This window comes from Stenotrophomonas sp. 96582_Sma (genome assembly GCF_056480905.1).
In genome coordinates this window covers 2,022,315-2,038,208 of record NZ_CM151122.1, presented here as the reverse complement: position 1 = coordinate 2,038,208, position 15,894 = coordinate 2,022,315, and the positions used below count along the sequence as shown (strand labels likewise).

General features: G+C 65.4%; 8 protein-coding genes. 2 read left to right on the top strand and 6 right to left on the bottom strand.

What is annotated here, in order from left to right:
• Positions 1 to 7 precede the first annotated feature (7 nt).
• The 3 genes from fucP to ACZK2R_RS09510 all read right to left on the bottom strand — a co-directional run bounded on the left by fucP (position 8) and on the right by ACZK2R_RS09510 (position 4,992).
• The gene (gene fucP, locus ACZK2R_RS09520) at positions 8 to 1,264 is read right to left on the bottom strand and encodes an L-fucose:H+ symporter permease (protein ID WP_373695424.1); all 1,257 of its coding nucleotides are present in this window, start codon (positions 1,262 to 1,264) and stop codon (positions 8 to 10) included.
• A 116-nt stretch (positions 1,265 to 1,380) separates the two neighbouring features.
• Complete coding sequence (locus ACZK2R_RS09515; RefSeq protein WP_049424705.1) at positions 1,381 to 2,430, bottom strand: LacI family DNA-binding transcriptional regulator; 1,050 nt, start codon at positions 2,428 to 2,430, stop codon at positions 1,381 to 1,383.
• A 96-nt stretch (positions 2,431 to 2,526) separates the two neighbouring features.
• A complete protein-coding gene (locus tag ACZK2R_RS09510; protein ID WP_125895902.1) occupies positions 2,527 to 4,992 on the bottom strand; it encodes a GH92 family glycosyl hydrolase in 2,466 nt (821 codons plus the stop codon).
• Between the two features lie 1,059 nt (positions 4,993 to 6,051).
• Between ACZK2R_RS09510 and ACZK2R_RS09505 the strand changes: the two genes are divergently transcribed.
• Both ACZK2R_RS09505 and ACZK2R_RS09500 read left to right on the top strand, forming a co-directional pair.
• Positions 6,052 to 9,129: a TonB-dependent receptor gene (locus ACZK2R_RS09505; RefSeq protein ID WP_125892809.1), complete on the top strand. Its 3,078-nt coding sequence runs from the start codon at positions 6,052 to 6,054 to the stop codon at positions 9,127 to 9,129.
• A 200-nt stretch (positions 9,130 to 9,329) separates the two neighbouring features.
• Entirely contained in the window at positions 9,330 to 9,524 is a 195-nt protein-coding gene (locus ACZK2R_RS09500; protein ID WP_021204511.1) for a heavy-metal-associated domain-containing protein, read from the top strand.
• A 79-nt stretch (positions 9,525 to 9,603) separates the two neighbouring features.
• Here ACZK2R_RS09500 and cueR read toward each other — a convergent pair whose 3' ends face one another.
• From cueR to ACZK2R_RS09485, 3 genes are all read right to left on the bottom strand, one after another.
• Complete coding sequence (gene cueR / locus ACZK2R_RS09495) at positions 9,604 to 10,059, bottom strand: Cu(I)-responsive transcriptional regulator (protein ID WP_125892811.1); 456 nt, start codon at positions 10,057 to 10,059, stop codon at positions 9,604 to 9,606.
• 11 nt (positions 10,060 to 10,070) lie between these two features.
• Positions 10,071 to 12,572, bottom strand: a complete 2,502-nt coding sequence (locus tag ACZK2R_RS09490) for a heavy metal translocating P-type ATPase (protein ID WP_125892813.1) — start codon at positions 12,570 to 12,572, stop codon at positions 10,071 to 10,073.
• Between the two features lie 173 nt (positions 12,573 to 12,745).
• Positions 12,746 to 15,703: a TonB-dependent receptor plug domain-containing protein gene (locus ACZK2R_RS09485; protein ID WP_125892815.1), complete on the bottom strand. Its 2,958-nt coding sequence runs from the start codon at positions 15,701 to 15,703 to the stop codon at positions 12,746 to 12,748.
• Positions 15,704 to 15,894 lie beyond the last annotated feature (191 nt).

Genomic DNA, 15,894 nt, shown 5'->3' with positions numbered 1-15,894 from the left:
TTCCGACTCAGCCTCCCTGCGTTGCGGAAGCCGGCGGGCGCGAACCCACCAGACCGTAGAAGATGATGTAGACGTAGCAGACCACCGGCAGCACGAAGCTGAGGTGCAGACCGATGCGGTCGGCCAGCATGCCCTGCAGCAGCGGGATGATCGCGCCGCCGACAATGGCCATGATCAACAGGCTGGACGCCTTGTTGGTCAGCGGGCCCAGGCGTTCGATGGCCAGCGAGAAGATGGTCGGGAACATGATGGAATTGAACAGACCGGTCGCCACGATGCCGTACAGCGCGACCTTGCCACCCGACGCCAGCGTGACGCCCAGCAGCACCACATTGGCCACTGCGAATCCGGCCAGCAGGCCGCGCGGCGAGTACTTGGCCAGCAGCCACGCACCTGCAAAGCGACCAACCATGGCGCAGCCCCAGTAGGCCGACACATAGTGCGTGGCCTGCTGTTCAGTCATGCCGCCGATCTCCGGCAGTGCCAGGTAGTTCACCATCAGGCTGCCGATGGACACCTCAGCACCGACGTAGAAGAAAATAGCCAGCACGCCGAAAAGTACGTGCGGATGCTTGAGTGCATCCAGCAGCGTGTGGTGGCCGCTGTCGGCCTGCTCGGTTGTCTCGGTCAGGCTGGGCAGGCGGAACAGGTAGACGAACACTGCCAGCAGCACCAGTGCGATGGCCAGGCCCACGTACGGGCCCTGCACCGACTGCGCTTCGGCGGTACGGTAGGCAATCTGTTCGGCCACGGGCAGCGCGTTGATCTCGTCGCCGCTCTTCACTGCGGTGCTCAGAATCAGGAAACCACCAAACAGCGGCGCCAGCGTGGTACCCAACGAGTTGAGTGCCTGCGCCAGGGTCAGACGGCTCGATGCGGTCTGTTCCGGGCCCAGCAGCGCGACGTAGGGATTGGCTGCCACCTGCAGCACGGTAATGCCGGTGGCAAGTACGAACAGCGAACCAAGGAACGCTTCATAGGTGCGCAATGCAGCCGACGGCCAGAAGCCCAGCGCGCCCACGCCGGCGATCAGCAGGCCGGCGATGATGCCCTTCTTGTAGCCCAGGTGGGCCACCAGCCGACCGGCCGGCACCGACATCAGGAAGTACGCGCCGAAGAAGGTGAACTGCACCAGCATCGCGCGGGTGTAATTCAGTTCGAACACCGCCTTCAGGTGCGGAATCAGCACGTCGTTGAGGCTGGTCAGGAAGCCCCACATGAAGAATATGGTGGTGGCAACCGCCAGAGCAGCACGGACATTCATGACCGGCGCCTGGCTGCTGGAGGTACCCGATGGACGGGGCGTTGCGGAGATCGGCATGCGGTACGCGCCTCGATGCGCGGAAGGTCGTTGTTGCGTGGAAGGGGTGTACGAAGGAATCAGTTCGGTCGTGCGGCACTGCTTTCGCGGATGCGCAGCTGCACCGGCGCAACCGTGCGCCGTGGCGGCGCATCCGGTTCGTCCAGTCGTTGCAGCAGCAGCGCGGCAGCTTGCCGGCCCCGCTCGCGCGGATCGGCAGTGAGCGTGGTCAACGGCGGCACCGCGACCGACGCCTCGGAAATATCATCGAAACCGGTAACGGCAAAGTCACCGCCCGGACGGATGCCACGCGAATTCAAGCCCAGCATCAGGCCCAGCGCGACGGTGTCGTTGTAGCAGACCGCTGCACTCGGGCGATGTCCGTCGGCAAACAGCTCATCGGTGCGCGCCGCAGCTTCCAGGCGGTTCGGCGCCGACTCGATCATCCAGCCCGGCGGCAGCGACAGACCGGCCTCGGCCAGCGCCTGCTGGAAACCGGCACGGCGCTGGTGGCACGAGCTCGATGCAGCGTGGCCGCCGAAGAAGGCGATCTGGCGATGGCCGCGTTCGATCAGGTGGCGCGTGGCCAGATAGGCGCCGTGCTGGTTGTCCAGGGTCAGGAAATCCCAGTCGGCCCCGTCCAGCTCGCGGTTGAACAGCAGCACGTTGGCATTGGCACCTAGTGCCTGCCGCAGCAGCGCGGTATCGCTGCCCTCGGCCGGCGACAGGATCAGGCCGGCCGGGGTGTGCTCCATCAGCGTGGACAGCACCGCCTGCTGCCGCTCCGGCGATTCACCGGTACTGCCGAGCAGGGTCACGTAACCGCGTCCGCCCAGCGCCTCATCCACGCCGGACGCGAATTCGGCGAAGAACGGGTTGGACAGATCGTTGATCACCAGCGCGATGCTCGACGAGGTCCGCCGGCGCAGGTTGGCCGCCGCGCGGTTGTAGACATAGCGCTGGCGGCGCAGTTCGGCCTCGACCTTGGCGCGGGTATCGACGTTGACCAGCGGGCTGCCGCGCAGCACCAGCGACACGGTTGCCCGTGACACGCCGATCGCACGCGCGATGTCGGTCACCGTCACCGCCTTGCCGGCGCGCTTGCTGGGACTGCTGCCGTTGTCGTTCATCGTCTTCCCGGACTCCGCTGGAGGCTCAAGCCTAATGGATCAGGGCCCTGTCGTGCCGTGCCGTTCGCTGGGTCACCGCGAACGGCACAGTCCGTCTCAGCGCAGCTGGCTGCCCGGTGCCGCGCACCACGATACCGGCAGGTCCTTCACCGCCGTACCCCAGCCCTGCTCCGGCGCCTTCGCGTCGAGCGCGAACTGCAGGCGCGGGCCCTGCTGCAGCTGGTTCCAGTCCAGCCACACCGGCGCATGCGCCTGGCCATCGACCTTCACGCCCTGCACGTACTGCAGGCGACGGCCATCGGCACCCGGCGCGTCGATGCGCAGGGTGCGGCCATTGCCCATGTCCACTTCCACCTTGCTGAAACGCGGGGTGTGCAGCAGGAACTGGCCGCTGCCCGGCACCGCCGGATACACACCGATGGCACTGAACAGGTACCAGGCCGACATCGTGCCGAGGTCATCATTGCCGGTCACGCCATTCGGGGCATTGGTGAACAACTGCTGCGCGGCGCGCACTACCGCAGCGGTCTTCCACGGCTGGCCGATCAGCGTGTACAGCCACGGCGAGTGCAGGTCCGGCTCGTTGTTCGGGTTGTAGCGGAACTGGTTGTAGTAGCTGTACGGCCCGACCACCCACTCCTTGCGGGCTGCATTGAGCGGGTCGGCCTGCAGCGCGTCCATCGCGAAGAACGCATCCAGGCGTCGGCCAGCCTGTTCGCGGCCATCCATCGCGTCGACCAGGCCCGGCACGTCCTGCTGCGCCAGCCACTGGTACTGCCACGCCGTGCCTTCATGGAAACCGTGGTGCGAGCGCGGGCTGTAGTGACCATCGGCCGGCGTGTACCACTGGCCGTCTTCGGTACGCGGGCGCGGGAAACCGGTGAAGCCGGTCTCGGCGTCACGCACCTGCGGGTCCCACACCTTGCGCCAGTTGCGGCCGCGCTCACGCAGCGTCGCCGCGTCCTGCGCATGGCCCAAGCCATCGGCCATCTGCGAAAGCGCGCAGTCGGCCAGCGCATATTCCAAGGTGGCCGAACCGCCGTGGTGCGGATCGACGTCCATGCCCTTGGATGGGAATGCGCGGTCGTAGACCACGTAGCCCTTGTCCAGGTAGGTCGGGTTGCCGGAACGGCCGGCCATGCGCGAGTTCAGCGGAGGAGTACCGAACGCGTTGCGGCGCAGCGCATCCCACGCCTGCGATTCACGGCCCTTGAGCGCACCGAAGCGCCACAGGTCGACCATGAACGGCGTGACTGGATCGCCGGTCATGATGTTGGTCTCGAAGTTGGCATAGCCCCAGCGCGGCAGCCAGCCACCCTGCTCGTCGATCGCCAGCAGGGTACGGCCGATGTCACGCGCCACGTCCGGGCGGGTCAGTGCCAGCCACTGGTTCTGCGCGCGGTAGGTATCCCACAGCGAGAAGTACTCGTAATAGGTCCAGCCATCGGCGCGGTGGATACCATCGTCATAGCCGCGATAACGGCCGTCGGCGTCGTTGCCGGTCATCGGCTGCAGCAGCGCGTGGTAGGCCGCACTGTAGAACACGGTGCGGTCATCGGACGTACCGCCCTGCACACGCACCCGACCCAGCTGCTCGCGCCACGACTGCTGGGACAGCGCACGCATGCGGTCGAAACCGAGCAGCGCCCCACCCTGCATGCCGTCTGCGCGCAGATTGATGCGCGCGCCTTCGGCGTCCACATGCGAGATCGCGCTGACCGCCGTCACCGACTGGCCCTTGGCCAGGTCGAAGCTGAGCCAGGCGCCGTTCGGCTTCTGCTCGCCTTCCATGCTGTGGCGCGCACCCGGCAGGCCACCGCCTTCGCCCCAGGTACCGTGTGCCTTGAACGGGCGGTCGAACTCGATGCGGAACCAGGTGGTGTACTGATGGCCACCACAGAAACTCTTGGTGACCAGCTTGCCTTCCACCACGCGGTCGCCGACCACATCAACCACGCTGCCGATCACCGAGTGGCGCTCGTTCGCCTGGCCGACATTGACTAGCACGTGGCCATCGCCACTGCGCTGGCTGAAGGTGTAGCGCTCGGCCGCGGCACGCGTACGCGCGGTGGTCTCGGCATCGATGCCGCCGTAGCTGGTCAGCCGCACCTTGTAATAGCCCGCCTGGCCGATCTCGCCGTCATGCGTGTACGACGCGGCATAGGCCTTGTGGTCAAACTTCTTCGCGTTGCCGGTATCGAAATCGCCGCCGGGACCGATCGAACCGGTCACCGGCAGCACCGACACCTGCCCGCCCTGCTCCCAGCAACCTGCGCCGGAGATGAAGGAGTGGCCGAAACCGCGGATCTTCTCGTCGTCGTAGCGCCAGCCCGAATAGTGGCTGCCGATCGGGCTGACCTGGATCAGGCCGAACGGTGCCGACGCGCCCGGGAACGTGTTGCCGTCGTCCTTGCTGCCGATGAAGGTGTTGACCTCGCGCTCCAGCGCAGCCGGCGCGGCCTGCAGCAGCACCGGCACTGACGACAGTGCGAGCAGGCAGGCCAGGCGCAGCAGCGGGCGCGAGGACACTGGGACGGCGGGAGCGGACGGCACTGGACGCATGTCGGGTTCCTGTAGTCGATGAGGCGGAGGCAGACGGCCGGGGCCGTCCGGCACCGTTCCGCTGAGCCCCGCCATGACTGGCAGAAAGCTCCCCCTGGAATGACGCCCGACCCACCAGACCGTGAATTTAGATCGATTCAAGTAGAGCATGCAGGTTCAGCCGAATGCATTCTGCGGCGCAGCATGAGAGGGGGGGGGCGGCAGGGCTGCGCCCTGCACCCGCTCCGAGCTGGAGCAACAGCAACAGCAACAGCAGAAGCTGATTTCCTGTGGGGAGGCGGGGTGGGTCCGGTTGCGGGGGCCGCTGCAAGTACGTCCATGTAAGCTCGGTCGCCGCATCCATGCGGCTCACGCCCCCGCAACCGGACCCACCCCGCCTTCGACAGTTTCTCGCGATCTGCAGTAGATCCACGCCATGCGTGGATCAATCTCTGTCGGATATCGAAATCAATCGGGAGTCAGATCCGTTTTCCAATGGAAAACGGATCTGACCCCATGACCCCGGTGATCCCAGGACCTATCCAACCGTCACCGGGAAACTGTCAATGGTGGGGCGGTGTGGGCTGGCAGGACCGTTGGCGCCATGGATGGCGCCATCGAGCCCCCATGGACGGGTTTACGGCGTGTCCTGCCAGCCCACACCGCCCCGCCAAACCAGCAGAAACCCAGAGCCGCTTTGGCTTTGGCTTTGGCTGTTGCCGGCCAGCGGCCGGCACTACAGCAGGTGCAGGGCGCAGCCCTGCCGCCCCACCCTCCCCTGCGCACGAAAACGATTTCACTGATTTCAGCAAACCGTCATGCCTTCGCCACGCCAGTACCATATTGCGGAGCAGCATGCGCCCGCGGGCGACCCATGCTAAAAAACGCCCGCCCATCGCTTAGATCGATCCAAGAACGACACTGCGATGGCCGGGAGTTGGGGGAGCAGCAACAGGACGTACCAGGCCACGCGCACGGTGCTACTGCCACTGCATGGCAATAGCGACAATGTCACTTCAAATTAGATCGATTCAAGTTGTCCGTGCCACGTCACCGGATCAATCCAGGAGAGAGGGAGAGATGGGAATGAAGCATTCAACACGTACGCATGGCCAGGACGCACTGGCGCTGGCCATCGCGCTGGCCTTGGCCGCCGCCGTCATTCCGGCTGGCGCCGCCGCGCAGCAGGCCGCTTCCACCGGCTCGCAGGAAGCCACCAACCTGGACAGCGTCCAGGTCACCGGCTACCGCTACGCCATTGAAAAGAGCCTTGAGCAGAAGCGCGACGCCAACGCCGTGGTCGAAGTGATCACCGCCGAAGACGTCGGCAAGTTCCCCGACAAGAACGTGGCCGACGCACTGCAGCGCGTGCCCGGCGTGGTCATCACCCGCAGTGGCGGCGAAGGCAAGAGCGTCAGCGTGCGTGGCCTGGCACCCGACCTGACCCTGACCCAGTTGAACGGCAACTACGTGGCCACGTCGGAAACCAACGACGAAGCCACCCGTTCGTTCAACTACACCCTGCTGCCGTCGAACATGCTGTCCAGCGCCGAGCTGTTCAAGTCGCCGGAAGCACGCATCGATGAAGGCGGCATCGGCGGCACGGTCATCCTGCACACCCGTCGCCCGCTGGACATGGAATCCAACTCGGGCTTCGTCACGCTCGAGGGCACCTCCTCCGATACCCACCACGATATCGACCCGCAGGCGTCGGCCCTGTATTCGTGGCACAGCAAGGACGAGCGTTTCGGTGTGCTGATCGGCGTGACGCAGCAGAAGCGCACCACCCGCACCATGGAAGCCAGCACCGAGGACTACCAGTGGTATGGCGCCGGCAAGGCGCGCGATGCCTATGGCAACGTGCAGGCGCAGGATGGCATCCACTACTGGTGGGGCAAGTCCGGCTTCAACAACCAGACCGGCGGCAACTACAGCGACTTCTTCATGCCGACGTCGGTCAACTTCGCGGTAAAGGAAGAGAAGCGCGAACGCAAGGGCGGCCAGCTGACCTTCCAGTTCAAGCCGGTCGACAACGTTACGATGACGGCCAACTACTTCCGCTTCGAGCTGCAGGGTGACTACACCCAGAACATGCTGAAGATTCCGGAATGGAGCATGGCCCGCTTCAACGGCGATGGAAACTGGGCCGGCGGCCGCCTGCTCAACGGCCTGGATTTCGATCCCAGCGGCAACACCGTTACCGGCGCCCAGTTCGAAAAGCTGGCTGGAAAGACCTACTACTGCAGCGAAGACCAGGCCAAGGCCGCTGGCCTCAAGCCCGGCGGCTGGGGCCCGGACGACTGCACGGTTCCGACGCCGCAGCTGACCGGTGGCTACAGCAAGGAAAAGGCGCTCTCGCAGACCGCTGACCTGACCATCGACTGGGACATCAGCCCGCTGTGGAAGGCCTCGTTCACCGGCGGCCGTACCTGGTCCGAAGGTGGTCCGTCGATGAACTTCCGGATGTCGGCCAAGCCGCGCCGCAAGGTCGGCAACGATTACCTGTCGGGCAACCTGTACAGCGCCTGGGACCTGACCGGTACGCCGTCGGCCACCTTCTCGCCCGACCTGCAGCAGCAGCTGATGAACGGCATCGCCGAAGTCGACACCGGCTCGACCGATTCGTCGTGGAAGCGCACCGAGGTCAAGCAGAACTACTTCCAGGCTGACGTCACCAAGCTGTTCGAGTCCGGCTGGCTGGACTCGATCCAGTTCGGCGCCAAGTACCGTGACGGCAAGGTCCACCGCAATACCGGCAACACCTACTGGGTGTGCCCGGGCCGCGACCCGGCCGACTATGACAACAGCCGCTACCAGAGTGGCTGCGATCCGACTGCGGGCGACGCGCAGCCGGGCTTCTTCCTGTCCAATCCGATCAACAACATCGCGGGCGGCTTCAATGCCAACGTGTTCCCGGGCATCAACTACCCGGCCTACATCGATTACCTGAACAAGACCTACGGTGGTTCTCACAACCGCACCGAGGAAGACTTCGTCTACAACGTCAACGAGAAGATCTACTCGGGCTACTTCCAGGCCAACTTCCGCACCGAACGCGTGCGCGGCAATGTCGGCGTGCGCGTGGTGCGTACCAAGCAGTTCGCGCAGTCCTCCGACTCGATCGAGAAGTTCAACGACTACTTCCTGGACAACGCGTCCGGCGCACCGATGGCGTGCACCGATCCGGCCGCTGCGGCCTACCCGACCTACAGCTGCGAGAGCGGCTTCGTGCGCCTGCCGCACGATCTGGCGCAGAGCAAGACCTACAGCCTGATCGGCGTGGATCGCACCTACACTGACGTACTGCCGAGTTTCAATATCGCCTGGGACATCACCGACACGCTGGTGCTGCGTGGTGCCGCGTCGAAGGTGATCGCCCGCCCCGGCTACACCGACATCGCAGCACCGGGTGCACTGAGCTACTACAGCGAGGAGTACGTCAATGATCGCCGCGTTGCCGGTGGCGCATCGACCGCAGGCTGGGTCGGCCAGGGCAGCAACAAGCAGCTGGAACCGTTCAAGGCCACCCAGTTCGACCTGGGCCTGGAGTGGTACTTCCAGCCGGGCGCGGTCGCCGGCGTCGGCCTGTTCCGCAAGAACGTGGACAACTTCACCCTGCCGGTGGTGCGCGACACGCCGATGGTCATCAACGGTGAAGCGGTGAACGTGCAGCGCTACGAGACCCAGGCCAATGGCCGCGATGGTGTCTCGCAAGGCGTCGAGCTGTATGGCCAGTACACCTTCGATTTCGGCTTCGGCGTGCAGGCCAACTACACCTACAACGACACCAACCTGGCCTCCATTGTTCTGGACGGTCAGGAAATCGGCTCCTCGCCACTGGTCGGCAGCGCCAAGAACCAAGCCAACGTGACGGTGTTCTACGAGAACGAGAAGTTCCTCGCGCGCGCCTCGTTCAACCGTCGCGGTCAGGTTGTCGGTGGGCTCAACAATGGCCTCACCGTCTACACCGAGCCGTATGACCAGCTGGATCTGAACGTGGCCTACAACCTGACCCCGGACTGGACCCTGACCGCCTCGGTGATCAATGCCACCAAGTCCGAGCAGCGCGTGCACCTGGGAAGCGACACCAAGGCACGCCTGATCTCCAATACCTACGCAGGCCGCCAGCTGTACTTCGGCGCTACCTGGAAGTTCTAAGGCAACACCGGGTTGCCCGGGCCCGCCCCGGTGCAACCCACGCCCCGCCCTGGCGGGGACGTTCCTCCACGGCAGCCGCGCTGGTACAGGTGGCTGCCGTTTTCATTGGTGCTTTGTCTTCGGTTCAGCCCTGCGCTTGACCCTGCCAATGTTGGAAGGTGCACACTGGCGCCACCCCAAGAGCACCGAAGGAGCTACAGATGGAATTCCACGTGGAAGGCATGACCTGCGGCGGCTGCGCACGCAGCGTGACCAAGGCGATCGAGCTGGTCGATCCGCAGGCCAGCGTGCAGGCAGATCCCGCCAGCCGTCGCGTGCAGGTACAGACCTCGGCCAGCGAAGCGCAGATCGTGGCGGCGCTGACCGATGCAGGCTTCCCGCCGCGCACGGCCTGATCCCCTAGCCTGCGCCTGCAACGAAAAACCCGCCCGGTGCAGCTGCACCGGGCGGGTTTTTCATGTATGCAACGCCAGGTCAGTGCTTGTGCGTGCGGCGCCGTACTGCACCGGTCTTCGCGGTCTCCGGCGGTGCCAGGGTCTCTTCGTCCTCGCCCAGCCGCTGCAGGATCGGGCATTCCGGGCGCTCATCGCCCGCACAGCAGCTGATCAACGACTTCAGCGTGTCGGCCATCTGCCGCATGCTTTCGATACGCTGCTCCAGGTCGGCGATGTGCTGTTCGGCAAGTTGCTTGACGTCGGCACTGTGCCGCGAGGTGTCGTTCCACAGGCCGAGCAGATCGGTGATCTCGGCCACCTGGAAGCCAAGATCGCGCGCCCGCCGAATGAAGCGCAGGCGGTGGATGTCCGCCTGCGAGTACGCCCGGTAGCCGGACTCGGTGCGATCGGCCGCGGGAATCAGGCCGATCTGTTCGTAGTAGCGGATCATCTTCGCCGAAACGCTGGAGGCCTTGGCGGCTTCACCGATGTTCATGCGGTTCTCCTTCAGTGGCTCGCGGCGGGGGTATCCGCCATCGGCGCCTGGAAGCGGCGCAGGCGCAGCGCGTTGCCCAGCACGAACACGCTGGACAGCGCCATCGCACCGGCGGCGAACACCGGCGACAGCAGCACGCCCCAGACCGGGTACAGCACGCCGCCAGCCACCGGAATCAGCGCGGTGTTGTAGGCAAAGGCCCAGAACAGGTTCTGCCGGATGTTGCCCAGCGTTGCCTTCGACAGCGCGATGGCATTCGGCACGCCCTGCAGGTTGCCCGACATCAGCACCACATCGGCCGACTCCACCGCGATATCGGTGCCGGTCCCGATCGCCAGGCCGACATCGGCCTCGGCCAGCGCCGGCGCATCGTTGATGCCGTCACCAACGAAGGCGACATGGCCGTGCGTGGCCTTCAAGCGACGCACCGCTTCGACCTTGCCTTCCGGCAGCACCTCGGCAACGACTTCATCGATACCCAGCTGGCGTGCGATCGCCTGCGCGGTGCCGGCATTGTCGCCGGTGATCATCGCCACCTTCAGGCCCAGCTGGTGCAGTGCCGCGATCGCGGCCGGCGTGCTCGGCTTGATCGGATCGGATACTGCGATGATCGCTGCCAGGCGTCCATCGATGGCCGCGTACAACGGCGACTTGCCCTGCGCGCCGAGTTCGGCCGCCAGCGCCGCAAATGCAGTGATGTCCACGCCCAGGTCGCGCATGAAGCGATCAGCACCGACCTCCACACGCGCACCCTCCACGCTGGCGCGTACACCCATACCGGTGACCGATTCGAAGTCGACCATGGCCGGCAATGCGAGGCCCTGCTCGGTGGCTGCATCGACAATGGCACGGGCGATCGGATGCTCCGAACGTGACTCCACGGTAGCCACCGCGGCCAGTACCGTGGCGCGATCGAAGCCGTCGGCGATCTCCAGGTCGGTCAGGCGCGGGCGACCTTCGGTCAGCGTGCCGGTCTTGTCCACCGCCACCACCTGCGCGTCCTTCAGCAACTGCAGCGCTTCACCCTTGCGGAACAGTACGCCCATTTCGGCGCCACGGCCGGTACCGACCATGATCGACGTCGGCGTCGCCAGGCCCATCGCGCACGGGCAGGCAATGATCAGCACCGCCACCGCATTGACCAGCGCGAAGCTCAGCGCCGGCGATGGGCCGAAGATCAACCAGACCAGGAACGTGGCCAGTGCGGCCAGCATCACCGCCGGCACGAACCACAGGGTGACCTTGTCGACCACCGCCTGGATCGGCAGCTTCGAGCCCTGTGCCTGTTCGACCATGCGGATGATCTGCGCCAGCATGGTCTGCGCGCCCACCGCCGTGGCACGCACGGTCAATGCACCTTTCTGGTTGACCGTGCCGCCCACCACGCTGCTGCCCGGCTGCTTCTCTACCGGAATCGGTTCGCCGCTGATCATCGACTCGTCGATGTAGCTGCGGCCCTCGATCACCTCGCCATCGACCGGCACGCGCTCACCCGGGCGCACTTCCACCACATCGCCGCTCAGAACCTCGTTGACCGGGATCTCGATCGTGCGGCCGTCACGGATCACATGCGCGACCTTGGCCTGCAGGTTGACCAGGCGCTTGATCGCCTCCGAGGTACGGCCCTTCGCGCGCGCCTCAAGGAAGCGGCCGAGCAGGATCAGCGCGACGATCACCGCCGCTGCTTCGTAGTAGACGTTCACCGTGCCCGGCGGCAGCAACCGCGGTGCAAAGGTCGCCACCACCGAGTAACCGAACGCTGCGGCGGTACCCACCGCCACCAGCGAGTTCATGTCCGGCGCCAGCCGCAGCAGTGCCGGGAAACCCTTCTGGTAGAAACGGCGGCCGGGAATGGCCAGCACCAGCAGGGTCAGTACGAACTGCAGGTACCAGCTGGTCTGCATGCCGAGGGTGGCCATCACCCATTCGTGCATGCCGGGAATCAGGTGCGAACCCATTTCCAGCACGAACACCGGAAGTGCAAGTGCGGTGGCCACGATCAGGTCGCGTTTCAGTTCGGCGCGCTCGGCATCCTTCTTTTCCGCCGCTTCGTCATCGGACTGAACGCCCGCTTCGATGGCATGGGCGGCATAACCGACCTTGTCGATGGCCGCTATCAGCGCGTCTACGCCCGCAACGCCGCGCACGGTCGCACGCTCCGTGGCCAGGTTGACGCTGGCCTGGCTGACGCCCGGTACCGCCAGCAGCGCGCGCTCGACGCGGCCGACGCAGGAGGCACAGGTCATGCCTTCCACTGCCAGCTCGATGGTGCCGGCCGGCACGTCATAACCCACCCGCTCCACCGCCTGGATCAGCGCGGCGCGATCAACCGGACCGGACGCGCGGATATCCGCACGTTCGGTGGCCAGATTGACCGAAACACTGCCGACGCCCTCGACCTTGGACAGCGCCGCTTCGACACGACCGACGCAGCTGGCGCAGGTCATGCCCTCAATGGGCAGGCTGATGGTGGACGGGCTTGCGGGGACTGCAGTGGCGCGGGGCGTGCTCATGATCGGATTCCCGGGGTTCCTTCTGGATGCGGACAGGCTAAACCTTGCCATCGTGGGAAGGTCAAATCCAGCCACCCCGGGGTTCATGAAGGGATTCATCCACGCATGGCGTGGATCTACCGGGCGGACGGGGGCGCCTTGCGGATCAAGGCCCGACGCCCCCGCTGTCCGCCTCAGAAGGTGAACACGTACTCCAACGCGAACTCGCGGCCAACCGCGCCGAGCAGGCGGGTCGGGGCGAAATCGTAGTCCAGCTTGTACGGGTCCTTGTGGTTCCAGCTGGCCGAGTTGAACGCGTTGTTGACGTAGACGTTGACCTTGGCGTGCTCGGTCACCTGGTAGCCCACGTTGAAGTTCCAGGTGATGAACGGCCCGACCCGCCCGTAGTAGCGCGCCGTCTGCTGGCCGGCGTTGGGATTCGGATTCGGCGAGCCGTCCGGACGCGTCGCCGGCTCCAGGCAGTTGAGCGACGGGCTGTCGCTGGGCACGTAACCATCGGCGAACGGCAGGCAGCCGCCAGGATTGTTCAGGCGATCGGTGCCCCAGTGATAGCGCACGCCCGGCACCGAACCGATGCGATCGGCATAGACATTGGCGTTCCAGTTGCCGCGCTGCCAGGCCAGGCTTGCACGCAGCTTGCTGCGCAGGTCGCGATCGCGGCGTTCCGGATTCGGATCGTTGGCGTAGCGCTGTTCCTTGGTTGAGATCTGGTTGGTGTAGTTAAGGCCGAGCTGGAAGCTGCCCCACTGCGCGGTTTCAAGGCGATAGCGTGCGGTCAGGTCGATGCCGCGCACTTCGCGGCTGGCCAGGTTGAACGGGCCACGTTCAATCGATACCAGGCGACCATTGCTGTCACGGTTCACGCGGGCCAGGATGCCGGCGCAGTACTCGCCACCGGCCGGATTGGCCCACGGCGTACCGTCCATGTTCTTGCCGGTCAGGCAGCCCGCTTCGCTGGCCAGCACCTCGTCGGCGCCAACGTCGACGATCATGTCTTCCAGCTTGATTGCCCAGTAGTCGGCACTGACCGACAGATTGGGCATCACGTCCCAGACGAAACCGACCGTCCACGAATCACCGGTCTCCGAGCGCAGCAGCGGCGTGCCACGCCGGTTCACATCGAACGTGTACCAGACATCGGTATTGCCCACGCCACAGTTGTTGACCAGGTACGCACCGCTCTGGATGCAGCGCAGGCGGTCATAGGTCTGCACTTCGGAGCTGCTGGGCTGGCCCAGCAGGTAGTGCATGTCCGGCGCATGGAAGCTGGTGGCATAGGAGCCACGCACCAGCAGCGACTCCACCGGGCGCCATTCCAGGCCGACATTCCAGGTGGTCTCCTTCTGGCTGCCGATGTCCAGCGCTTCGCCGCTGTTGTCAGCCTTGTAGCTGCCATAGCGGTCATAGCGCGCGGCCGCAGTGGCGGTCACGCTTTCCAGCAGCGGGATCTTGAACTCGACGCCGGCCGAATAGCGGGTACGCTCGCCGCCACCGCGATCGACGTTCTGCAGGTCGAAATCGATGCCGGCGCGCGGATCCGGACTGAGGTGATAGCCCTGCTGCGCGACTTCGGCCACCGCCGCGAACGAGATCGGGCCGGCCCAGCCCTGGAACAGCTCGCCGGTGATGTCCGCCGAAGCCTGATTGACCCATGAGGACGCACGGTTCTTCGCCACGGTGCCCATCTGCCAGTACTGATCCGGCGTCAGCGGGTTCCACCAGCGCGATTCGTTCAACGCATAGATCGCCTCGCCGTCGGCGGTAGTGCCCAGCTTCGGGCCGAGGAAATAGTCGTACGACTTCTGCTTGTCGACCACGTTCTGCCGCTCTTCAACGCGGTAGTAGGAACGGCCCACCGTGGCGCTCCAGTCGAAGCGATCGGCCAGGCGACCACGCAGGCCCACACTCCAGTCCCAGGACAGTTCGCGGTTGGTGTTGCGCAGCGTATCCAGGCCGCCCACCTCGTTCGGGGTGAACTGGCGCACGCCGAGGATCGGGCGGTTGCGGTTGGCATCCCAGTAGTAGCCGTTGTCATCGTCGATCAGCGACACGCCGGGCGGATTGGTGCCCCAGATCGCTTCGGAACGGTATACCGCCAGGTTGGTCCAGGCCTGCAGGTCGTTGCTGAAATCGAAGGTGGCATACAGGTTGCCGGACACGTTCTCGGCACCGCCGGTGAGCAGCCAGTTGGCGTAGTCGGCGCTCATGCCGCACAGGCGGCCGGTGTTGGTGATGGTGTTGGCGGCGTAGTTGTAGACCAGGCGATCGGCGGTGTAGTACTCGCCATCGAACTTCTCGCAGGTACCGGTGGGCGGCGCCAGGCGCTGGCCGGTGGTGGGATCGATCAGCGCCAGGCCGGCGGTGGGACGGAACCCGACCTTGCGTTGTTCCATGTTCCAGGACGGGTACGGCGCATCGTCGGCATCGTCCATCTGCGGACGGTCACGGCCGAACAGCGGATCGCGCTTGGTGTACTGCAGCGCGTAGGTCACGCTCCAGTTGTCGCCGGTCTTGCCGCCGGCCCAGGACAGATCCCAGGTATCGCGACCGCCTTCGGTGGAGGTGCCGCCGCGCACGCGCACTTCGTCGCCGTCGTAGTTCGTCTTCAGGATGACGTTGACCACGCCGGCGATCGCATCCGAGCCATAGATGGCCGAGGCGCCACCGGTCAGCACTTCGATGCGCTCCACCGCGGCAGCGGGAATGTTGCCGTAGTTGGAGAAGTTGGTTTCGCCGCCGTAGGGCAGCGGGTAGTCCGCTACGCGACGCCCGTTGACCAGCAGCAGCGAACGGTTCGGGCCCATCCCGCGCAGGTTCAGGCCGCTGGCATTGGGCGTGTGCGAACCCCACTGCGAGGCCGCCTCGACGGTACCGGTGGCTTCAGTGAGCGTCTTCAGTGCGTCGTAAACGCTGACGAAGCCTTCCTTCTGGATCTGTGCGGCGGTGATCACGTTGACCGGCGCTGGGCCTTCAACGCTGGCGCGCTTGATGCGCGAACCGGTGACGGTGACCACGTCGAGATCCTTGGTGGACGAACTGGCGGCCTCCTGCGCGCTGGCCGCCAGGGGCAACAGGGCCAGGACCAGGGCCTGGGACAGCAGGTGACGACGCTTGCGGACGATCTGAGCCATGGGTGGTTGCTCTTCGAAAGTGTGGACGCACGGACGGGTGGTGGCGCGGCACTACGGCTGATCCGGGCACCTGGATCGGTTCAAGACCGTCCCGACACCCTCCCCTGTGGATCGATCCAAACTAAAGCACAGCTGAACCACGCCCGGCATGCGGCGACGCAGCAACACGTGGCGTAATGCCGTTATCGGCT